This is a genomic window from Myroides fluvii (assembly GCF_009792295.1).
In the GTDB taxonomy this organism is placed as follows: domain Bacteria; phylum Bacteroidota; class Bacteroidia; order Flavobacteriales; family Flavobacteriaceae; genus Flavobacterium; species Flavobacterium fluvii_A.
In genome coordinates, this window is sequence record NZ_CP039934.1 from 1,246,815 (window position 1) to 1,269,518 (window position 22,704).

The window sequence follows — 22,704 nt, forward strand, 5'->3', positions numbered from 1 at the left end:
CTTTACTTTAAGAGTTGATAGGCTATAAACGCTGCCACATAAGCGAGAACCGTCATAAACACCAATTGATAGATCGTCCATTTCCACGATTTTGTTTCTCTTCGTACAATAGCCACCGTAGCAGTACACTGCATGGCAAAGGCATAGAAAAACATCAAGGAAACTCCACTGGCCAAGGTAAATACCTTTTCTCCCGTATCGGGCCATATTTCAGCGGCCATTTTTTGTTTGATACGTCCATCTTCGTCGTTTTCATCACCCGATCCTACATTGTAAATCGTTCCCAGAACCCCAACAAAAATCTCACGCCCTACAAAAGACGACAATACGGCAATCCCAACCTTCCAATCATAGCCCAATGGTTTGATTACAGGTTCGATGGATTTACCTAATATTCCGATATACGAATTTTCTAAACGATAACCCGCCACGTATTCACTCATTTCCTCTTCAGATACCTCTTGTCCTTGGTGAATCTGTGCCATGTGTTCTTCTGCATTTTCAAACTTATCTCCAGGACCATGTGCCCCTAAAAACCAAATGATAATCGATAAGACGAAGATGATCTTTCCGGCTCCTACTACGAAAGCTTTGGTCTTTTCATACATATTCGCCACCACGTTTTTGATAATTGGCGTGCGGTAATTTGGCATTTCAATCACAAAATACGATTTGCGTTCGCTCTTGATGTACTTACTCAACGCCCAAGAAGATACCAAAGCAGCTAAGAATCCAATGAAATAAAACAACGTCAAGGTCAATCCTTGCAAGCTTAAAAAGCCAAACAAACGCGTTTCTGGAATAACTAAGGCAATGATAATAATATACACCGGAATACGGGCAGAACAAGTTGTGAACGGCGTAACTAAGATCGTAATCAATCGTTCTTTGGGATTCTCGATATTACGAGCCGACATAATCGCAGGAATTGCACACGCATTACCTGAAATCAACGGCACTACTGATTTTCCACTCAATCCAAACGGACGCATTAATTTGTCCATCAAGAAAACCACGCGACTCATATACCCTGTTTCTTCCAAAATCGAAATGAACATAAATAGAATGGCAATCTGCGGAATAAACGGCATCACCCCTCCTATCCCTGGTACAATACCATCGGCAATTAAATCCGTCAGTTTACCGGGTTCCATCACTTCGTGTACCCATGATCCCAAATTAGAGAATTGCTCATCAATCCAATCCATTGGAATACTAGACCATTCAAAAATCGCTTGGAAAACCAACATCATGATTCCGAAGAAAATCAAATACCCATACACTTTATGCGTTAGGATTCGATCCACTTTTGAACGGAGTCCCGTAGCTTTTGATGTATCACGCGTATAGGTTTCTTTCAGCGTATCATTGATAAACTGATAGCGCTTGATGGTTTTTTTATGTTGTAATTTTTTTATTTCGTTGTCAGACAAGTGAATGCCTTTAGCCTCGATGTCTTTCTTCCCAATATTGCCAATGCTAATATCTTGCGAATAAATCATCCACAATTTAAAAACAGAAAGATTGGAAAACGTCAAGGCTAATTTTCCAAAGAACTCCGGATCTACATCCGTTGCATTTAAACAAGGTTCAATGGAGTAATTTTTATAATCTACTACCGCTTGTTTTAATTCTTGAATGCCCAGTTTTTTCTTGGCACTCATCAAAACAATCTTGGTATTTAGTTTCTTTTCTAAGGCAGCGACTTGAATGCTAATTCCTTTTTCATCCAGGTGATCCGCCATATTAATAGCTAAGACCGTCGGGAAACCCAATTCTTTTACTTGGGTGAACAGCAATAAATTTCGCTTTAAGTTTTCGATTTCAGCCACAACAATGGCCACATCAGGATAGTCTTCATTGGTTGAATCAAACAATAAATCCAAAACAATGCGTTCATCTTCTGAACTGGCATTGATACTGTAGGTACCAGGCAAATCGATGATGGTAGCCGTTACCTCATCGTTTAATTTGGTTGTACCTGATTTTTTATCTACGGTAATACCAGGATAGTTACCGATTTTGTGATTTAAACCCGTTAAGGCATTGAAAACGGAGGTTTTACCTACATTAGGATTACCTATTAGGGCAACTTTAATATCTTTTTTCATCAATTGGTTTTGCTAATCTTACTTCAAATGGCCTTCTAAGCTCACTACAATTTCTCTCGCTAATTCTTTGCGAATCGATAGATGTGTATCATTGATACAGAAATAAATAGGATCTCCTAAAGGAGCTACTTCCAAAAGCTCTACGGCATTACCTGGTAAACATCCCATTTCTAATAATTTTAAAGGAACTTTATGCATGTCAAAATCAGCAATAACGCCCTTTTCATTTCTTTTCAATAAGTCTAATGTTGTATTCACCTTATTTAGATTTAATTCACATTGCAAAAGTAAACAATAAAAAAAGAATTCGAACACTATTTTGGGATTAATTAGTCCAAATACTACTAAATCAACAGCTTGGATTTACTTATTTTTCAAGGATTTTTAGGTAGACAAAAAAAAGCCAGGCGAAAAATCAACCTGGCTTTTTTTATAAATATCGTTTACTTTTTACTTTGATTTTTTCTCGTGTTCATACAACCATTGGATGTCTTCCCACAGCTCTTCCATATTCTTATTTTCTGGATCTTTGGTATTGAGATTCGTGCCGTCATAAAACCCTCGAATTCGACCTTCGCTATCCACTAAAACAAAGTTTTCGGTGTGTACCATATCGTACATTTCGTCTGGTGATCCAGTCTTTACTGCTAAATAAGAATTCCTTGCCATAAAGTAGATATCGCGTTTATCTCCCGTAACTAAATTCCAAACAGCATCATCCACTCCTCTTTTTAACGCATATTCCTTTAAAACAGGTACACTATCTATATCAGGCGTTACCGTATGTGATAACAACTTCACTCCTGGTACAGCTTTAATCTTTTCTTGCAACCACTCCATATTATCTCCCATAATCGGGCAAATCGTCGGACAAGTAGTAAAAAAGAAATCCGCTACATATATATGTCCATCGTACTCTTTATTGGTAATGGTATCTCCATTTTGGTTGATAAATGTAAAAGGAGCGATGCGGTGTTTTTGTTTATTCGCCTCGTGTTGGATTAAGCTATCCACCATTTCTGGATTGACCATGGAAGGGGTATACACAGGCAAGCTCTTTCTGTATTTCAATGCATTGTAAAACAAAATGAGAATTCCACAACTCATCAAAAAGAAAAATAGAAAGAAATATCTATAGCGTTTAAAAAATTGAAACATGATTTTTGAGTTTCCTACAAACTTACAAATTCCAACCTATAAATACGTTAAAGGGAGCTTAAAACCTCCTCCTTCAAAATGTCGCTATTCCTCTTCTATTTCTTCCTATAAAAACAGTAAATCAAGAGAAAAAGGAAGATTTATTCCCAAAATTTCAATTTATAGGCTCAAATGGAAATTACTCAAAAGATATTTTCTATTTTTGTTTAAACTAGAATTAAAGTAAAAACTGAAATAAAAATGAAAAAAAGAGTATTATTAACCTCTGGTCTAGCTCTAGCTTCATTAGTTGCTTGTAAAGACGGCAAAAAAACTGAAGAAGTTGTAGATCAAGAAAATCACGGCATTAACTTAGAGTACATGGATCTAAGTGTTAATCCTGGAGATGACTTTTTCCGTTTTGTAAACGGTACGTGGTATGATAACACCGAAATTCCGAACGATAGAACACGTTGGGGAAGTTTTGATGAATTGAGACAAAACACAGATAAAGACGCTTTAGCTATTTTAAAAGAAGCTGCTGAGGCTCATAATCTAGATGCTAAATCGGATCAAGCGAAAGCAGTTGCTTTGTTTGAATCGTATTTAGACAATACTACGCGTAACAGTGTAGGTGTTACTCCTCTAAAACCCTACTTGGATCAAATCAATGCGATTCAAAGTCCAGCTGACGTTACTAAATTGATCAACGATTTAGCAGATGAAGGTGGTTTAGGATTCTACTCTTCATATGTGTATGCGGATATGAAAAACTCAAATGAAAACACCATTTATTTGGGTACAGGTTCTTTGGGATTACCTGACCGCGATTACTATGTGTTGCAAGAGGCAGACATGAAAGAAAAACGCGAGCAATATGTGGCACACGTAGCGCGTATGTTAGAAATGGCGGGAGAGTCAAAAGAAGAAGCTGCTGCAGATTCTAAACGCGTATTAGCTATCGAAACAAAAATGGCTGAGCCCCGTTTAACGAGAGTTGAGCGTCGTGATAGTCGCTTAACCTACAATCCAATGACCCTTGCTGAGTTACAAAAATTAGCACCGGTTGTAGATTGGACGGCTTATTTTGCGGCTACAGGATTGAAAAACATCGACAAAGTGGTGGTTGATCAACCCAAATACATGAAAGCATTAAACGACATTTTATCAGCTAAAAACATCGGAGATGTAAAAGCATACTTAAAATGGACGTTAGTAAACGGATATGCTAGTACGTTATCTACAGAAATGGAAACGGCAAACTGGGAGTTCTATTCTAAAACATTAGAGGGAGCTAAGGAACAAAGACCAGCAGAAGAAAGAGCACTTGCTGTAGTAAACAATACTATTGGTGAGGCTTTAGGTCAATTATACGTGGCGAAGAAATTCCCTGCTGAAGCAAAAGCGAAAGCACAAGCGATGATCAAAAACGTATTAACAGCATTTGGTGAGCGAATCAAAAACTTACCTTGGATGGCTGAAGAGACTAAAAAAGGGGCGTTAGAAAAATTAGCGACTACTACAGTTAAGATTGGTTACCCGGACAAATGGGAGGATTATTCTAAAATGGATATCAAATCTCCTGCTGCTAAAGGAAACTATTTTGAAAACATGAGAAATGCTTCGAAATGGGAAGTAGCGAAGAACAGAGAAGACTATGGCAAACCCGTAGATAAATCACGTTGGGGAATGTCACCACAAACGGTAAATGCGTATTTCAACCCATTATACAACGAAATCGTATTCCCTGCGGCTATCTTACAACCTCCATTCTACGATTATAAAGCAGATGAGGCAATCAACTACGGAGGTATCGGTGCGGTTATCGGACACGAAATCTCTCACAGTTTTGATGACTCTGGAGCTCGTTATGACAAAAATGGTAACTTAAACAACTGGTGGACAGATGCTGACTTAGAGCGTTTCACTGTTTTAGGTGATCGATTAGCGTCTCAATACAGTGCTTTAGAGCCACTTCCAGGTGTTTTCGTAGATGGTAAATTTACATTAGGTGAGAACATTGGAGATTTAGGTGGAGTAAACGCGGCTTATGACGGTTTAAAAATCTACTTGAAAGAAAACGGTGATCCAGGTTTAATCGATGGATATACACCAGAACAACGTTTCTTTATCTCTTGGGGTACAATCTGGAGAACAAAAGCACGTGATGAAGCTGTTAAGAATCAAGTAAAAACAGATCCACACGCGCCAGGTTATTATAGAGCATTTGTTCCTTTGCAAAATGTTGATGCTTTCTACGAAGCATTTGATATTAAAGAAACAAACAAGCTTTACATCAAACCAGAAGAACGAGTGAAGATTTGGTAATATAAAAAAGGGGGGAATTTCGAAAAGAAATTCCCCCCTTTTTTAGTTATGAGAGATCTGTTATCTGTTATGGGTAAAATTGACTGTGATATCTTATTTTTCTAAAATAGAAAGTTCTTATTTAACCGATAAACTTCCGATTACTCATAACCGAAAACCGATAACCTTTAGATTTGCTTTTTCGCCTTTTTGCAAGTTGCTTTTTCGACAGATTATCGATTAAAAAAATATATCCCTAAATCAAAAAATTAACCAACAACCTGATAATGAATAACAATTGACTTAGATATCTTATTTAACCGATAAGCTTCCGATTACTCATAACCGAAAACCGATAACCTTTAGATTTGCTTTTTCGCCTTTTTGCAAGTTGCTTTTTCGACAGATTATCGATTAAAAAAAATATATCCTTAAATCAAAAAATTAACCAACAACCTGATAATGAATAACAATTGACTGAGATATCTTATTTAACCGATAAACTTCCGATTACTCATAACCGAAAACCGATAACCTTTAGATTTGCTTTTTCGCCTTTTTGCAAGTTGCTTTTTCGACAGATTATCGATTAAAAAAATATATCCCTAAATCAAAAAATTAACCAACAATCTGATAATGAATAACAATTGACTGTGATATCTTATTTAACCGATAAGCTTCCGATGACTCATAACCGATAACCTTTAGATTTGCTTTTTCGCCTTTTTGCAAGTTGCTTTTTCGACAGATTATCGATTAAAAAAATATATCCCTAAATCAAAAAATTAACCAACAATCTGATAATGAATAACAATTGACTGAGATATCTTATTTAACCGATAAACTTCCGATTACTCATAACCGTTAACCGATAACCAGTTAGCTGACCGCTTTAATTAATCCAAAAAGCATTTTTCTAATACTTATAAGAATATCGAAATTACAATCTTCCATATTACAGAAATCTAAATCAGAAGCTATTAACAATTGAGTCTCTAACTCTGACAAACTCCCTATAGCAATATAAAGAAACTGTATCAATTCTTTATTACTCCTTCTGCCACATCCTTCTGCTATATTAGAAGGAATAGATATTGCACTTCTTCTTATTTGGCTTGTTAAACCATACATTTCATCTTGTGGAAATAAACTTGTCATTTTATAAATATCTAGGACATATTGCCTACTAACTTTCCAAACTTCTAAATCTTTGTGTGTCATCATAAAATACTTTTACATAGACACTACAATTTTTAAACCGTTTTTTTTAGTTATGAGAGATCTGATACTATGGGTAAAATTTACTGTGATATCTTATTTTTCTAAAATAGAAAGTTCTTATTAATCGACAAACTTCTGTTAACCGATAACTGTTAACCGATAACTGATAACCGTTAACTGCTAATTTTCAAAACCATTGGATCGATCTTCAACAACCATTCATAATAATCCTTCTGACTTTTCAATTGATTCAAATACTCAGCGATTAAGAAATGCATAACGAGTTCTTTGTGGCGATCCAGTTTAAAGAACAATTTATTACTTTCCAAATGGCGTTTAAAAGAGCTGTATTCTTTTTTATCGGTTTGAAGGTATTCGATAAGTTCTGTAGTTGTCATTTGATTGTACATTTGACGTGCTTGATCGATCTCTTGGAAGACATAATAACTCACCATTCCCGATTTCATCATCATCACGATGGCTTCTTCTCCGTGTTTTCTTGCGATAGGTACAAATACATCTGGTACAATACCACCACCGCCATAAACGATTCGGCCTTTTAAGGTTTTAAACTGTAAGCTATCCGCTACTTTGATACTATCAGCAGCATACAATTCTCCATGTTCATATCGCGAACGGAAATCGTTGTTGTAGTCTTCTATCCCGTTTTTGTAATTCTTTTGAATAGATCGTCCCGATGGGGTATAATACCGAGCGGTGGTCAAGCGTATCGCAGAACCATCACCTAGCATTAATTCACGTTGTACCAATCCTTTTCCGAAGGTGCGTCTTCCTACAATCGTACCTCTATCGTTATCCTGAATGGCTCCTGCTATAATCTCACTCGCCGAGGCGCTATTTTCATTGACAAAGACGTAGAGTGGTTTTGTGGTAAACAAATTCGTACTCTTTGCTTTGGTTACTTTTTCTTGACCACCGCGATTAATCGTTTTCACAATGGTTTGATCGGTCTGTAGCAAGTCATTCAAAATTTTGGTCGATTGATCCATATAGCCCCCACTATTATCGCGTAGATCAATAATCAGCCCTTGAATATCCTCTTCAATTAATTGGAGTAAACCCGCTTGGAACTCCTCATAAGTGGTACCCGAAAAACGATTAATTTTAATATAACCGTATTGGTTATCTAATTTAAGGGCCACATCTACACTCTTCAAGGGTATTGGTTCTCGTTTTACCACAATATTTTTTCGTTCTTGGGTCGTTTTGCGATAAATCTCCAAGGTAATTGCTGTTCCTTCATCTCCTCTCAGTACTGACGACACCGTATCGGAAGAGATTTCCTTTCCGTGCAATACGCGTTGATTTGCTTTGAGGATGCGATCTCCTGCCAGAATACCGGCATGAATGGAAGGTCCTCCTTCGATTGATTTAATCACCGCCAACGAATCTTGGTATAAATAATATTGAACCCCAATACCGACAAAGCTTCCTTGCATCGATTCTGTCACCTCTTTCATCAAATCTTTCCCGATGTACACCGAATGCGGATCTAATTGTTCTAAAATCGTACTAACGGTGCGATCTACAATAGAATCCGTATCTACTTGATCTACGTATTCTTGCTCAATAAAATCGAGCAAGCGATTGAGTTTTAGTTTATTGTGATTCGTGAAAAAATTACCTTGAGAACGCTGAGAGGCAGACACTAAAAAACCACCTAACAAAACGCCAAGAGAAATAGATACTGCAACAATAAAAGGCCAAAAAAACTTTTTCATAACAACTGCATTAATCTAAATCTTCGATATGGACTACTTCAACACCAGCTTTATGCAGAAATTCAATACCTGCCATATCTTTATATCCTTCTACGTATACGACGCGTTTAATACCCGCTTGATGGATTAATTTACTACAATCGCGACAAGGAGACATCGTAATATACAAGGTTGCATCTTGACAGCTTTGGGTAGAACTGGCTACTTTGAGAATAGCGTTCGCTTCGGCATGTAGTACATACCAATGTGTTTGGTCAAATTCATCCTCACAACAGTTATCGAATCCTGTAGGGGTTCCATTATATCCATCCGATATAATCATTCGATCTTTGACAATGATAGCGCCGACTTTTTTTCGCTTACAATACGACAATTGTCCCCATTCACGTGCAATACGCAAATAAGCTTTATCGTACTTAGTTACTTTAGGATTTGACATAAACCTCTATTTTATAACTCTTAATATACGACAAAAATACACATAAGTTTCACGTGACTCTCTATACTATTTTGAAATAATGTGACACTAGACGTAGAATTCCAAATTAAACGAAATGAAATCGCTTACTGTACCCCACTTTAACAGCAGTAATCGCTTCTTTTTTTTATTGAATACACGAATTATTATAAAGATTTTTTGTACATTACTTCTAATTAACACCTTAAACCAATTAACAACAAAAAAGAACTCAATATGGCTTATTTAGATTTGTATGACAGTGGCTTTAAAGAGCGTAACAAGGGACATTTTGCGTCTATTGTTCGCGTGGCTTTAGCCAACGGAGATATCAGTGAAGAAGAGCTTAAATTCTTAAATGAATTAGCGGATAAATTAGATATCACAGTAGAAGACTATGAGAAAATCATGGCCAACCCCGAAAAATACCCTGTTAACCCTCCCTATTTGGAGATTAACAGAATTGAACGTTTATATGATTTAGCGCGTATGGTGTATGTGAATCATGTATTAGGACCTAAACAGAAAGATATTTTACGCAAATTTACAGCGGCATTAGGCTTTACAGGTGACATTGATTTAATTGTCAACAAATCACTATCACTCTTAGTGTTAGGCGTTGATATCGACACTTTCATAACCGAAATACAACAGTTAAAACATTAAAAAAAGGAGGTTTACTTAACGGTAAACCTCCTTTTTTTAATTTCTTTTTTATTGGTGTAAAGCCATAAATTCTTCCGCTTTTTCCACCATGTTTTTACTTCCACAGAAGAAAGGAACACGTTGATGTAGCTCCGTTGGCTCAATTTCCATAATGCGATTGTAACCATCTGAGGCTCTTCCTCCCGCTTGCTCCATAATAAAAGCAATCGGATTACATTCATACAACAATCTCAATTTCCCTTTTGGTGCTTTCGTACTTGTTGGGTAAATGTAAATTCCTCCTTTTAAAATGTTGCGGTGAATGTCCGATACTAAGCTTCCGATGTAGCGTGCAGAATATGGGCGATCACCTTGTTCTTCTTGACAGTATTTCAAATAGTCTTTTACTCCTTGTGGGAATTGAATATAGTTTCCTTCATTGATAGAATAAATACTTCCGTCTTCTTTAATCTTCATATTAGGATGAGACAAATAGAAGGTTCCAATTGCAGGATTTAGCGTAAATCCGTTCACTCCTGCCCCTGTTGTGTACACCAACATCGTTGATGAACCATACACGATATAACCTGCTGCCACTTGATTTTCTCCTTTTTGCAAGAAATCCTCTAACTGAACTGGTGTTCCCTCTGGTGTTACACGACGATAGATAGAGAAGATTGTTCCCACCGAAACGTTCACATCAATATTAGATGATCCATCTAGCGGATCAATTAACACCACATATTTGCTATCGTTATCTCCTTTTTTACCGTGAATGGTAATAAAATCATCTTCCTCTTCCGAAGCAATTCCACATACAATTTCGCGATTAACTAAGGTATTGATAAAAACTTCATTCGCGTAAACATCTAGTTTTTGTTGTTGCTCTCCTTGTACGTTTTCTGTACCAAAAGCCCCAACAATATCAACTAAACCTGCTTGATTTACTTGGTGGCTAACTACCTTTGCAGCAAGTCGTAAAGAGTTAATTAAACGAGAAAGCTCTCCTGATGAGAATTTAAAATCCTCTTGTTTGTCAATAATAAACTCCCCTAGTGTTTGGTGTCTTTTTGTTGTCATGGAAAAATGATTCTTTAGTTGTGTATTTTGCTGTGCAAATATCGTTAATTTTGTCATTCAAACGAAGTTATTAACCATAAATCCAACAAAAGACATGAATGTTAGAACAGCTACTCCAGCTGATATGCCAGCTGTACTACAATTAATTCAAGAGTTAGCCACCTTTGAGCAGGAACCCGATGCGGTTGTCCTTACTGCAGAAGATTTGATCCGAGATGGGTTTGGCGCGCATCCTCTTTTTCGCGTATTAATTGCAGAGCACCAAGACGAAATCATAGGTATGGCTCTTTTTTACTACCGCTATTCTACTTGGAAGGGCAAAACCATCCACCTCGAAGACCTCATCGTCACAGAAAAAGCAAGAGGTACAGGAGCAGGAATGGCTTTATATAAAAACGTGATTCAACTTGCCAAAGAAGAACAAGTTAGACGCGTAGAATGGGTCGTTTTAAATTGGAATAAGCCCGCTATCGACTTTTATCAAAAGTCTGGCGCTCATGTTTTGGAAGATTGGTATACTGTACAAATGGATGAACAAGGCATTCACGCCTTTATCAATAAGTAGTAGACGATGAAAATATATAAATTTGGTGGAGCTTCGGTAAAAGATGCCGATAATGTGAAAAATGTAGCTCATGTTTTGCGTACTGTCGGTTATGCTGACAGTTTGTTAATCGCATCTGCTATGGGAAAAACGACAAATGCATTGGAAGTGGTTGTTTACAATTATTTTCAAAACCGATTTGATTTGGCGGAATCTGTACAAGTTGTTAAAGAGTATCACCTTGTCATTTTACAAGCGTTATTCACGGATACAACCCATACCGTTTATCAGGCAGTGGATGCATTATTTGAATCCCTAACGTCTTTTTTACTCAACAATAAATCGCCCAACTACAATTTTGTTTATGATCAGATTGTCAGTTATGGTGAACTATTATCCACGACCATTTTGCACCATTATTTACAATTTGAAGGCATAGAAAACACGTGGATAGATGCGCGAAATTTAATTAAAACCGATACTACCTATCGCGATGCGAATGTACAATGGGACATCACCGAAGAGGCTATTACCCATGCGATAGACAAAAAAGAACTTTATATCACCCAAGGATTTATCGGTTCTGATTACAATGGTTTTTCTACGACTTTGGGAAGAGAAGGCTCCGATTACTCTGCGGCTATTTTTGCCTATGCCTTGCATGCCGAAAGTGTAACCATTTGGAAGGATGTACCAGGGGTACTCAATGCTGATCCTCGTTATTTTGAGGAAACGACATTGTTAGAGCAAATTTCCTATCAAGAGGCCATCGAATTAGCCTTTTATGGGGCCTCCGTCATACACCCAAAAACCCTACAACCCCTGCGTCAAAAGGAAATTCCCTTATATGTAAAATCATTTGTCAATCCAACATTAGAAGGAACAGTCGTTTCTAAAGGAGCAGATTTAAAACCGGCCATTCCTTGTTTTATCGTGAAAAAAAATCAACTGTTGATTTCACTGTCTTCTAAAGATTTCTCCTTCATTATGGAACAGAATATCAGTGATATCTTCAAATTATTTTGCGAATACAACATCAAAGTCAACGTCATTCAAAACTCAGCCATCAGTTTTTCGGTTTGTGTGGAAGATAAGTTTAATCACTTTGAAGAATTGCGTCAAAAGCTCAACGATCAATATCGAGTAAGCTACAACGAAAATGTTTCACTCTATACCATTCGCCATTTTGACGAAACCTCAGCAGATCAGATTTTGAAAGATAAAACCCTGTTGTTGAAACAAGTAAACAGAGAAACGATGCAAATGGTAACGAAAGAATAAACAAATAGCTTCAAGGAATTGGAGCTATTTTTGTTTTCGACATTCTCCTTTACTCCTCCCCTTCTATTGTTAAATATTATGATAAATACACTACTTTTGACGAAATGGAGTTTATACTTAGATGAATCTACAGCGATTTTTATTTCTTTTACTTTTTTGGTATTCTTGTTCTTTTGCACAGGAAGGAAATTCGCTGTATAAAAAACAGGTTTGGGAAGAAATACAAACCGAGTTTCAACTGCCCAATACGCCATTAAACAATAGCTATTTCGAAATTCGAGATACTCAGCAGGTCCTAGTACCCTCATCGGCTTATCGCGTCAATTTTGACACCAATACTGTTACACTGCTAGAACCAGCGCTCGCCTTTCCGTTGACACTCTATTATTTAGAGCTTCCCTCTTTCCTAACTACTCCGATTAGTTATTACGATACCTCGCGTATTGTTCCCAACGAGGCTGGTAGTTTTACCTATCAACACCAAGGAAATAATCGCTCTACTTTCGTTCCATTTGAGGGATTAAATACCATGGGAAGCTTATCGAGAGGCTTAACAATGGGTACAAACCAAAGTGCGGTTACCTCCTCCAATTTAGATTTACAAATTACAGGTAATTTATCTGATCGCGTTAAGATTCGCGCTTCTATTCAGGATAATAATTTACCCTTACAATATGGGGGATATTCACAGAAAATAAATGAATTTGACCAGATTTTTATCGAGTTATTTTCCGATGATTGGTCTATTCGAGCGGGAGATATATTCCTAGAAAATCGGGCAAGACGCTTTTTAAACTTCAACAAAAAAGTACAGGGATTATCCACGCGATTTACCTTTGGAGATGACGAGCATAAAACGACCGTTGAGGCCGCAGCCGCTTTAGCGAGAGGGCAGTATTCCCGCAGTACATTTAACGGTCAAGAGGGAAACCAAGGTCCTTATAAATTAAAGGGAAGCAATGGAGAATTGTATATTTTAATTGTTTCTGGCTCAGAAAAAGTATATGTCAATGGTTTACTCCTCAAACGAGGAGAAGAAAATGATTATGTCATTGATTATAATTCGGGCGAATTGCGTTTTACTACGCGATACCCCATCACCTCCGATATGCGAATTGCCGTAGAATACCAATATACGGATCGCAATTACACGCGCTTTGTTGGATATGGAAACATTCAACACGAAGCCCAAACCTGGCAATTGGGACTCAGTGTATTCACTGAAATGGATTTAAAAAATCAATCCCTCCAACAAAATTTAACTGAAGATCAAATTAACATACTCAAACAAGCAGGAAATGACCCTACCCGTATGATGGCTCCTTCAGCTTATCGAGATACGTATTCGGAAAACAAAGTATTGTACACAAGAGAACAGGCCCCAGACGGACAGTTCTACTATGTTTTCTCAACAGATCCAGAAGCAGAACTTTATCACGTAACTTTTACTGCTGTGGGGAATAATCAAGGAGATTACGCGCTAAAAAGCACGCAATCCATTGGCCGTATTTATGAATACAGCGCCCCCATTAACGGTGTGCCACAAGGGAACTACTCACCTATTGTCAAGCTCATTGCTCCTATACAAAATACCATTGCTACAGTCAATGCGGCCTATAATCCCTCAGAAAAAACATCCATCGATCTAGAGCTGGCCTTTAGCAATCACGACGCCAATCTATTCTCTTCGATGGATCAAGAAGAAAATAAAGGATGGGCTACTGCCATAAAAGGGAAACAACGCCTCTGGACCAATGACAAAAGCCAGCTGAACGTTTTAACTGATGTTCAATTTATCCACAAAAATTTCCATGCATTAGAGAATTTGTTTTCTATTGAATTTGATCGGGATTGGAATTTACAATTTGCAGAAGGCAATCAGAGTTTGGTTACTGGAGGATTAGAGTTTATCATCCCCGGTAAAGCTTCGGCTACATATTTGTTTGAACAGCTCAATTTTGGATCCGATTACAAGGGAAATAGACAGAATCTAACTGGAAAATGGCAAGCCAAACCTTGGATTGCACAAACACAAAACAGCGTAATGCAAGCAGATGGCTTACTAACTAAATCAACCTTTGTTCAGAGTCACTCCCAGGCAAAATATTATTGGAGCAACAACTACATAGGAACTAAACTTGATTTTGAACAAAACAAAGAAACCAATCAGGAAACACAAGTACTAAGTCCGTTGAGTCATCGTTATTCCTCCTTAGATTTATTTGTAGGAAGAGGAGATTCGCTTGGGCAAAATATTGAATTAGGATATCAATTTAGGCTCAATGACAGCTTGCAAAACAATCAACTGCAACGCTTTTCAAAAGCGCATACCCTTTACCTCAAATCTCAAGTATTAAAATCTGAAACAAGAGACCTAAACCTATACGCAAACTATCGCTCCGTTCGACATGAAGAGGCGAATAAACCGACAGAAAATACCATCAACAGTGTGTTGACCTATCGCGACCAATTTTTCAAGGGATTTGTACAAGCGCATACCTTATATGAAATTAGTGCGGGAACGATTGCTCAACAAGAATTCACCTATCTAGAGGTAGAGCCTGGTCGGGGTCAATATATGTGGATAGACTACAACAACAATGGTATTCAGGAATTGGAGGAATTTGAACTCGCTCCTTATCCCGATTTAGGAAAATATGTGCGCTTATATTTGCCTAGTCAAGTCTTTTTACCAACCAATCAAAATAAATTCACCCAAACCCTTACCTTAAATCCCGCCGCTACCTGGCAAAATGCAACAGGTATTAAGCGTGTGTTAGCGTTTTTCTACAATCAAACGTCTTATAGTATCGATCGGAAAGACCTGAAAAAAGGCAATCAAATTCGACTACATCCCTTTATCTCAGATGAAGAACAAATGGTGGGTTTACTAGAGAATTTCAACAATTACTTGTATTATAACCGCGGGAAAAAACGCCACAGCGTAACCTATATGTACACCCAATCAAAAAGTAAGAATTTACTTTCCTTTGGTTCGACAGAAAACACCATTACAACGCATCAATTGGGGTATAACCACCTCATCCGAAAAACTTGGTTGATTGACCTTTTGGGCAAGACAACCCAACAAGAAACGAAATCTCCTTCTTATGCAAGTAAGAATTACGAACTTCAAATTCAAGGTTTTGAAACGAAAATATCCTATCTATTTTCCTCTCAAGCTCAAGTAGATCTCTTCTATAATTTTCAAGAAAAGAAAAACCAAACCGCCGATTTTGAAACCTTAGAGCAACATCGTCTGGGCGTATCTTTTACAGTCAATCAACTAAAATTATTCACAATGAACGGGGAGTTTTCCTTTTTTCAAAATACCTTTATGGGAAATGCCTTTTCTCCCATTGGTTATCAAATGCTAGAAGGATTGCAACCTGGAAAGAATATGACTTGGCGCTTGATGTTTCAAAAAAATCTAACAAATTACTTAGATTTGAGTCTGAACTATCAAGGTCGAAGCAATGAATCAACCGCAACCATCCACACGGGAAGCGTGCAGTTGAGAGCGTTTTTTTAAGTGAGGATGAGGGGTGAGATGATGAGGGGATGTGAAGGTGTGATGATGAGAGGGTAAGGCGATATGAAGGTGTAGTGATGAGAAGGTGTGGCAAAGGCAATTTGCCCAGTAACTGTCACTTCTCTTTTCTCACAAAAATTGAGATTATAAAATTAGGACTAGAAACTAAACCGTGCACTGTAAACTGTTCACCGTAAACTATAAACCACCATGTATAGCGATAAATATTCCCTTTGTTTTCAGCCAGATGCTACCTTGATTGAGCAAGTCAAAGTCATGAAATTACAACTGGGGGATGCCATTGGTTGGTATAACAGTAAAAATTCCCTCGCGCATTTAACGATTGCTGAATTTCAAGCGAGTGAAAAGGATATTGAGCGCATGCATCAACAGATACTGCGTTGTTGTTCGGGATTTACTCCTGTAGAAACCCATCTATCTTCTTTTGGTACTTACCCCAATGGCACTTTTTTCTTGGAAGTGGATGCCATTGCCAAACCCCAGTTAAAGGCCTATGCACAAAAATTATTTCAGACCTTACAGTTGAAAAATGCATACAAATGTACAGATCCCCATTTGTCCATTGGACGCAAACTAGATGAAACTAAAATTCAACAAGCGCATGCCTTATTTGAAAAACCTAACCTTTCTTTCTGTTGTGATTTAATTGTTCTTCGTCGCCTCAATATGGAGCGTCGACAGTTTGATAACATCAGCCACTATCCCTTTTTATCGCAACCGATAGAAGAAGACCTTCAATTAACACTATTTTAAAATACAGATCTTTATTGTTTTCTTTTTGACAAATGACAAGTTCTATTTTTCATTTTTTCCTTATTTTTGAGTTTACACAAAACTTAAATTATGGAAAACAGCAACAATAATACACTGACGTGGGATGAGTTTATGAAAGTTGAAATGCGCGTTGGTACGATTATTCAAGCCGAAGAATTCAAAGAAGTTCGCAATCCTGCTTACAAATTAGTGGTTGATTTTGGTGAGGAACTTGGTTTGAGAAAAACATCAGCTCAAATTACCAAATTATATACCACTGAAGAGTTAATAGGCAAACAAGTGATTGCTGTGGTAAACTTCCCTCCAAAGCAAATTGCCAATATTATGAGTGAATGTTTGGTAATGGGTGCTGTAGAAGGAAAAGAAGTTACCCTAATGAGTTTAGACAAACCGGTGAAAAACGGGTTGAGAATAGGATAAAAAAAAGGTTTCGCCTGCGAAACCTTTTTTTTGTTATTGATGGAGCAAAGCATATAAAGCAAAAGTACCTAACCAATGGCTACCCATATAGTCATCATTGGTAATATTGCCAAAGGAAGATTCAAAATGCTGCTTTCCAATCCCTTTAAGATGCGTTAATTCTGGTAATTTCTTTGCTAAATCACTCAAACAAGTAGCTCTACTGAAATTCAATCCATCCAAGTGAACCAAATGTCCATCGGTACGATCAGACACCTTTCCTACTTCCAATTGGAAGTCGGGTTGGAATAAATCAGGTAAAAATGCCGTTAACCAAGATCTAAATGCGGCTGTATCTAAAATCTTACTCATTAATCGCGCCTCTTCTAAACAAGGAGATAAAAAATCGTGTCCACTAGGTTCAAAAGCTAGATTGCAATTGGCGTCTTTCACATATAAGCGATTTGCCGTTTCAGTGAGTAACTGTTCAAAGTCTGTTTCTTTCATTAATCGCGCATATTCTAAAGACAGCGATAATCCATACGCGGTATTATCATGTGTTCCCGTTCGAATAGGATAATTCAGATTGGGAAGATAGGTTTCGTAACGCTCCATTAATACCTTTGCTAAAGGTTTTAAGAGTTCCGCCCAACGTTGAGCATCCTCATCTTCCCAAGTAGCTAAAGCACCGTGCAATTGGAACAACCAGGCCCATCCATAAGTGCGCTCAAAGGTTTTGTTGTTGGGATCATCAAAAAATGCCAATTCTACTTGTACATTTTCCGCTGTAATCAACAAATTCAGGCGTTGGCGAATCTGGTGTGCTTCATCGAGTGCAGGAAAGCGCTTCATCAGTTCGATAATCGACCAATACCCGTGTACTGCCGAATGCCAATCAAAACAGCCATAAAAAACAGGGCGCAATTGTTTAGGCGTTTTTAAATCAGCATCAGCCCCTAATACTTGTCCCAATTTATTTGGATATTCTTGTTCGATACAATGCAAAGGCAAAGCAATTATTTTCTCCGCTTCCTTGATACTCAACGGCAAAGGGGCTACTTCCTCCACAGCTGTCCTAACGTGCTCCTCTCCTTTTTTTTCCTTAGGCGTACATCCCAAAAACAATCCTGCTAGGATACCCAAACTAATTTTTCTCATGAATTTACTTTTATGCTCTAATGTAGGGATTATTTGAAAATAAAGACTTTAAAAAATTGAATTTTCCAATCCTATATAGTTGGAATCACACTCTTAATAAACTGATATTCTATTTCTTACAAAAAACAAATGGGAATAAAATTAATGTATTGTAACCTCTTACTTTTTTGTACATTTGAAATAAAAAATGCAAAAATTCATCGTATCATTTGTAGGCTTATTTTTAGTGGCTCTCACAATAAGTTCTTGTGATAATAAATCGCTAAATTCCTCTAAAGCCCTTAGTGCAATCGAATCGTACATGGAAACGCAACCCATATACGAGAGTACCACATTCACTGTTGGAGAAACGAAATTGAGAAAGAAAAAAGACGCTGAGTTGATTGAACGCTACCAACAATTATCAGATGAAGGATATCTAAATCTCGCTGATTTCACGGCAAAAAAACGCTTTCTTTCCAAAGACAGTATCTGGCAAGGAACGATTAAGTTAACGGAGAAATCTCACCCTTACGTATTAGAGCAGAAAGGCAATAAAATAAGAATTAAAACCATTGAATACTTGGTAGACAAAGACAATGGCTTTCAATTGGATGCTAAAGGTAAAAAATCAGCAACAGCAACAGTGATGTTAAAGAAAAACCCAACGCCTTTTCACTTTCTAAAAGAGGATAAATCTCCACATACGGAGTTTATAACGAAGAAATTTAAAATGAAGTACGCAGAAGAAACCGGTTGGAGAATTACAAACTAAACAAATGGGGAAAAATATTTTCATTTTAATTTTGATACAAGGCCTCATGGCCGTGTTAATGGCTTTTATGATTTCCAAAATGTCTTTCATGGGACGCATGGGCATCACGTTTTTATATCGGGAATATCTCGTTCTAAAGTCGCCTTGGAAAACAGCGGCGCTCATTTTTTGCGTTCAGCTTTTTCTCCTTGTGATTTTGGCCTTTTTCAAGTATTTTACACCGGCAAAAATTGCCAATGCACTAGCTATTTTTACTATTTTCGTAGGACTTGGCGCAGCTTACTTCACCTATCTCGATTTTACAACAACCTCACACAAGTATATGAAAAGCAATTTTCACCTGGGGGTTTATCTGTTTTGGGTGGCTTGGATTTTTTCAGCAATTTTCTTTCTTTTTTTAAAGAAAAAGAAAGTCACCTTGACTAATTTAGAGGGATCGACACCAAATCCAGAAACAAAATAATTCAGTACTAGTAAATAAACGGTTTTTATGAGAGCATTACCTATATTTTTGATATTCACTCTTGCGCTTGGTTTGGCAAGTTGCACAGATAAAAGCAAAGAAACAGCAGAACCACAGCGCATCAAACTAGAACAAAATCAAACGGAAACAAAACCCGTTCAAATTCCCATGCACGGAACCAGAGAAAACAGTTCTTCAGGGATGACCTCTTTCAAAATCAAAGAGGATATGAAAGAAAATGTTGAACCAAAAAATAACAAACAAGAATAAGGTTTTAACACCCTACTTTGTTGTAATTGATAAAAAATTGTTAAGTTTACTTATCAAACCAATAGGCTAATCATGAAAAATTATTTAGTTGCGTTATCAACGCTATTACTCTTAGGCTTAACTGCTTGTAAAGATACTGGAAAAGCACCCTCAAATGTAACGATTGATGGAGCTACTACAGAACAAACTGCTACACCAACTGATGGACAAGCAACACCTGGTCAAAGTACACCAGCAACAGCAAACGAAGGTGCCGTAGCGAGTAATATCAATCCAGCTCATGGACAACCGGGGCACCGTTGTGATATTCCAGTAGGAGCACCGTTAGATACGCCTCCTGGAGGTGGTAATGCGATGCAAGCGGCTCCACAACCAGCAACTTCTGGTCAAGGGCAACCGTTCTTAGTCAATGATGATGCTAAAAACCGCATCATACAAGAACAAGGAAAACCAGCAACGGCAAATAGTGGAAAAATCAATCCTCCACACGGACAACCAGGACATAGCTGTGAAACTCCAGTGGGACAACCACTACCATAATGTAGTTATTTTATTATTTAATATCCGTATAAAAAGGCGAAATCGATTCGATTTCGCCTTTTTTGTTGTCTAATTCGCCCTAAAAGAAGAAAAAAACACAACAAAATAATCCATTCAACTTCCAGCAATATTGTTTATTTTTGCAATCTTATTAATTTCATATAGAATATAGTTTATGATACAAGATCCGAAGAGATATACGCTAACTGCGGCATTGCCTTATACCAATGGGCCAATCCATATTGGACACCTAGCAGGTGTTTATGTTCCAGCTGATATTTATGCTCGATTCTTGCGAATGCAAGGCAAAGATGTTGCCTTCATCTGTGGAAGCGACGAACACGGGGTGGCTATTTCTATGAAAGCGAAAAAAGAAGGTATTACCCCTCAACAGGTAATCGATAAATACAACGGCATTATCAAACAATCTTTTGAAGACTTTGGTATTTCTTTTGACAACTATTCTCGTACATCTTCGTCTATTCACCATCAAACAGCTTCTGAATTTTTCAAGAAACTGCACAACGAAGGTAAATTTATTGAAGAGGTTACTGAGCAATTATACGATGAGCAAGCACAACAATTCTTGGCTGACCGTTTTGTAACGGGAACTTGTCCGAAATGTGCGAATGAAGAAGCGTATGGAGACCAATGTGAAAAATGTGGTACTTCGTTAAATGCTACGGATTTAATTAATCCTAAATCGACCCTTACAGGAAGTAAACCGATTTTAAAAGCAACTAAACACTGGTTTTTACCTCTAGATCAATACGACGGATTCTTGCGTGAGTGGATCTTAGAAGGACACAAAAACGATTGGAAGCCCAATGTGTATGGACAAGTAAAATCATGGTTAGATGATGGTCTAAAACCGCGCGCGGTAACGCGTGATTTGGATTGGGGTATTCCTGTTCCTGTTGCAGGAGCAGACGGAAAAGTATTATACGTGTGGTTTGATGCTCCTATCGGATACATTTCCTCGACGAAAGAATGGGCACAACGCGTCGGTAAAGATTGGGAACCGTATTGGAAATCCGAAGATACTAAATTGGTTCACTTCATCGGAAAAGACAATATTGTATTCCACTGTGTTATTTTCCCTGCCATGTTAAAGGCAGAAGGAAGTTATATCTTACCAGATAATGTACCAGCCAACGAGTTCTTGAACTTAGAAGGAAACAAATTATCTACGTCTAAAAACTGGGCGGTTTGGTTACACGAGTACTTGGAAGATTTTCCTGGAAAACAAGATGTATTGCGTTATGCCTTAACCGCAAATGCACCCGAAACAAAAGACAATGACTTTACATGGAAGGATTTCCAAGCGAGAAATAACAACGAATTAGTGGCTATTTTTGGAAACTTCATCAACCGTGTCGTGGTATTAACGAATAAGTATTACAACGGGGTAGTTCCACAACCACATGCATTTTCTGATGTGGATATTGCTACGTTACAAGAATTAAGAGCCTATCCAGCCGTAATTGAAAGTTCAATCGATCGTTACCGTTTCAGAGAGGCTTTGGGTGAAGTGATGAATGTGGCTCGTTTAGGAAATAAATACTTGGCAGATGAAGAACCTTGGAAGTTAATCAAGGAAGATGCGGATCGCGTACAAACACAAATGTATGTGGCTTTGCAAATTGCTGCGGCGTTAAGTACGTTAGCTGAGCCTTTCTTGCCATTTACAGCGACAAAATTAAAATCGATCTTGCGCTTAGAAACACCAATCGCTTGGTCTGCTGTTGAAATTGATCAACCATTAATTCAACATGGACACCAAATTGGCGAAGCTGAATTGTTATTTGCTAAGATTGAAGACGAAGAGGTTCAAAAGCAATTGGATCGTTTAGAAGCATCTAAACAAGCAAATAAAGCAGCAAATGCTGTAGTGGAGTCCCAAAAAGAAACCGCTACCTATGACGATTTTGCTACATTGGATTTACGTGTAGGAACGATTGTAGAAGCAGAAAAAATGCCAAAAGCAAACAAGCTTTTAGTCTTAAAAGTAGATACGGGATTGGACGTGAGAACGATTGTATCGGGAATTGCAGAACATTTCAAACCAGAAGAGATCATCGGAAAACGCGTAACCGTGTTAGCAAACTTAGCACCAAGAGCTCTACGTGGGGTAGAAAGTCAAGGGATGATTTTAATGACGGAAGACGCCAATGGTAAATTGGTATTCGTCAACCCAGATGAAGAGGGTGTACAAAACGGAGCAACGATTAATTAATATAATCCAAAAATAAAGCCTGCAATTGCAGG

At 37.6% G+C, this 22,704-nt stretch carries 20 protein-coding genes; 12 read left to right on the plus strand and 8 right to left on the minus strand.

The genetic code is table 11. From position 1 onward, the window contains the following. Positions 1-2: 2 nt before the first annotated feature. The 3 genes from feoB to FBR08_RS05805 form a co-directional block, all read right to left on the minus strand. Complete coding sequence (feoB, locus tag FBR08_RS05795) at positions 3-2,111, minus strand: ferrous iron transport protein B (protein ID WP_158961852.1); 2,109 nt, start codon at positions 2,109-2,111, stop codon at positions 3-5. Positions 2,112-2,129: 18 nt separating this feature from the next. Next, entirely contained in the window at positions 2,130-2,369 is a 240-nt protein-coding gene (locus FBR08_RS05800) for a FeoA family protein (protein WP_199268636.1), read from the minus strand. A 192-nt stretch (positions 2,370-2,561) separates the two neighbouring features. Beyond that, complete coding sequence (locus tag FBR08_RS05805) at positions 2,562-3,269, minus strand: SCO family protein (protein WP_158961854.1); 708 nt, start codon at positions 3,267-3,269, stop codon at positions 2,562-2,564. Between the two features lie 240 nt (positions 3,270-3,509). Here FBR08_RS05805 and FBR08_RS05810 point away from each other — a divergent pair, with 240 nt between their 5' ends. Beyond that, positions 3,510-5,576: a M13 family metallopeptidase gene (locus FBR08_RS05810; RefSeq protein WP_158961855.1), complete on the plus strand. Its 2,067-nt coding sequence runs from the start codon at positions 3,510-3,512 to the stop codon at positions 5,574-5,576. An 858-nt stretch (positions 5,577-6,434) separates the two neighbouring features. Here FBR08_RS05810 and FBR08_RS05815 read toward each other — a convergent pair. From FBR08_RS05815 to FBR08_RS05825, 3 genes are all read right to left on the minus strand, one after another. Further along, positions 6,435-6,779 carry a four helix bundle protein gene (locus tag FBR08_RS05815; RefSeq protein ID WP_158961856.1) on the minus strand — a complete coding sequence of 115 codons (345 nt, stop codon included), beginning with the start codon at positions 6,777-6,779 and terminating at the stop codon, positions 6,435-6,437. A gap of 170 nt (positions 6,780-6,949) precedes the next feature. Further along, the gene (locus FBR08_RS05820; protein WP_158961857.1) at positions 6,950-8,518 is read right to left on the minus strand and encodes a S41 family peptidase; all 1,569 of its coding nucleotides are present in this window, start codon (positions 8,516-8,518) and stop codon (positions 6,950-6,952) included. Positions 8,519-8,528: 10 nt separating this feature from the next. Then, positions 8,529-8,957: a deoxycytidylate deaminase gene (locus FBR08_RS05825; protein ID WP_158961858.1), complete on the minus strand. Its 429-nt coding sequence runs from the start codon at positions 8,955-8,957 to the stop codon at positions 8,529-8,531. 255 nt (positions 8,958-9,212) lie between these two features. Here FBR08_RS05825 and FBR08_RS05830 point away from each other — a divergent pair, with 255 nt between their 5' ends. Beyond that, positions 9,213-9,641 (plus strand): tellurite resistance TerB family protein, encoded by a 429-nt coding sequence (locus FBR08_RS05830; RefSeq protein ID WP_158961859.1) that lies wholly within the window; start codon positions 9,213-9,215, stop codon positions 9,639-9,641. Positions 9,642-9,689: 48 nt separating this feature from the next. Here FBR08_RS05830 and fbp read toward each other — a convergent pair whose 3' ends face one another. Further along, a complete protein-coding gene (gene fbp / locus FBR08_RS05835) occupies positions 9,690-10,700 on the minus strand; it encodes a class 1 fructose-bisphosphatase (protein WP_158964181.1) in 1,011 nt (336 codons plus the stop codon). 94 nt (positions 10,701-10,794) lie between these two features. On the opposite strand from fbp, the gene FBR08_RS05840 reads away from it, so the two are divergent. The 5 genes from FBR08_RS05840 to FBR08_RS05860 all read left to right on the plus strand — a co-directional run bounded on the left by FBR08_RS05840 (position 10,795) and on the right by FBR08_RS05860 (position 17,272). After that, entirely contained in the window at positions 10,795-11,265 is a 471-nt protein-coding gene (locus FBR08_RS05840; RefSeq protein WP_158961860.1) for a GNAT family N-acetyltransferase, read from the plus strand. Positions 11,266-11,271: 6 nt separating this feature from the next. Beyond that, positions 11,272-12,525 carry an aspartate kinase gene (locus FBR08_RS05845; protein ID WP_158961861.1) on the plus strand — a complete coding sequence of 418 codons (1,254 nt, stop codon included), beginning with the start codon at positions 11,272-11,274 and terminating at the stop codon, positions 12,523-12,525. 121 nt (positions 12,526-12,646) lie between these two features. Continuing rightward, the gene (locus FBR08_RS05850; protein ID WP_158961862.1) at positions 12,647-16,057 is read left to right on the plus strand and encodes a hypothetical protein; all 3,411 of its coding nucleotides are present in this window, start codon (positions 12,647-12,649) and stop codon (positions 16,055-16,057) included. 210 nt (positions 16,058-16,267) lie between these two features. Continuing rightward, positions 16,268-16,831 carry a 2'-5' RNA ligase family protein gene (locus FBR08_RS05855; protein ID WP_158961863.1) on the plus strand — a complete coding sequence of 188 codons (564 nt, stop codon included), beginning with the start codon at positions 16,268-16,270 and terminating at the stop codon, positions 16,829-16,831. Between the two features lie 90 nt (positions 16,832-16,921). Then, positions 16,922-17,272, plus strand: coding sequence for a tRNA-binding protein (locus tag FBR08_RS05860; RefSeq protein ID WP_158961864.1), 351 nt, complete (start codon positions 16,922-16,924; stop codon positions 17,270-17,272). Between the two features lie 33 nt (positions 17,273-17,305). Here FBR08_RS05860 and FBR08_RS05865 read toward each other — a convergent pair whose 3' ends face one another. Next, entirely contained in the window at positions 17,306-18,409 is a 1,104-nt protein-coding gene (locus tag FBR08_RS05865) for a DUF2891 domain-containing protein (protein ID WP_158961865.1), read from the minus strand. 187 nt (positions 18,410-18,596) lie between these two features. On the opposite strand from FBR08_RS05865, the gene FBR08_RS05870 reads away from it, so the two are divergent. From FBR08_RS05870 to metG, 5 genes are all read left to right on the plus strand, one after another. Next, a complete protein-coding gene (locus FBR08_RS05870; RefSeq protein ID WP_158961866.1) occupies positions 18,597-19,163 on the plus strand; it encodes a hypothetical protein in 567 nt (188 codons plus the stop codon). A 4-nt stretch (positions 19,164-19,167) separates the two neighbouring features. Further along, entirely contained in the window at positions 19,168-19,626 is a 459-nt protein-coding gene (locus tag FBR08_RS05875) for a cytochrome d ubiquinol oxidase subunit II (RefSeq protein WP_158961867.1), read from the plus strand. Positions 19,627-19,653: 27 nt separating this feature from the next. Continuing rightward, entirely contained in the window at positions 19,654-19,896 is a 243-nt protein-coding gene (locus FBR08_RS05880) for a hypothetical protein (protein ID WP_158961868.1), read from the plus strand. A 72-nt stretch (positions 19,897-19,968) separates the two neighbouring features. Continuing rightward, on the plus strand, positions 19,969-20,436 hold the full coding sequence (locus FBR08_RS05885) for a hypothetical protein (RefSeq protein WP_158961869.1): 468 nt from the start codon (positions 19,969-19,971) through the stop codon (positions 20,434-20,436). A gap of 175 nt (positions 20,437-20,611) precedes the next feature. Then, entirely contained in the window at positions 20,612-22,672 is a 2,061-nt protein-coding gene (gene metG, locus FBR08_RS05890) for a methionine--tRNA ligase (protein WP_158961870.1), read from the plus strand. Positions 22,673-22,704: the final 32 nt, after the last annotated feature.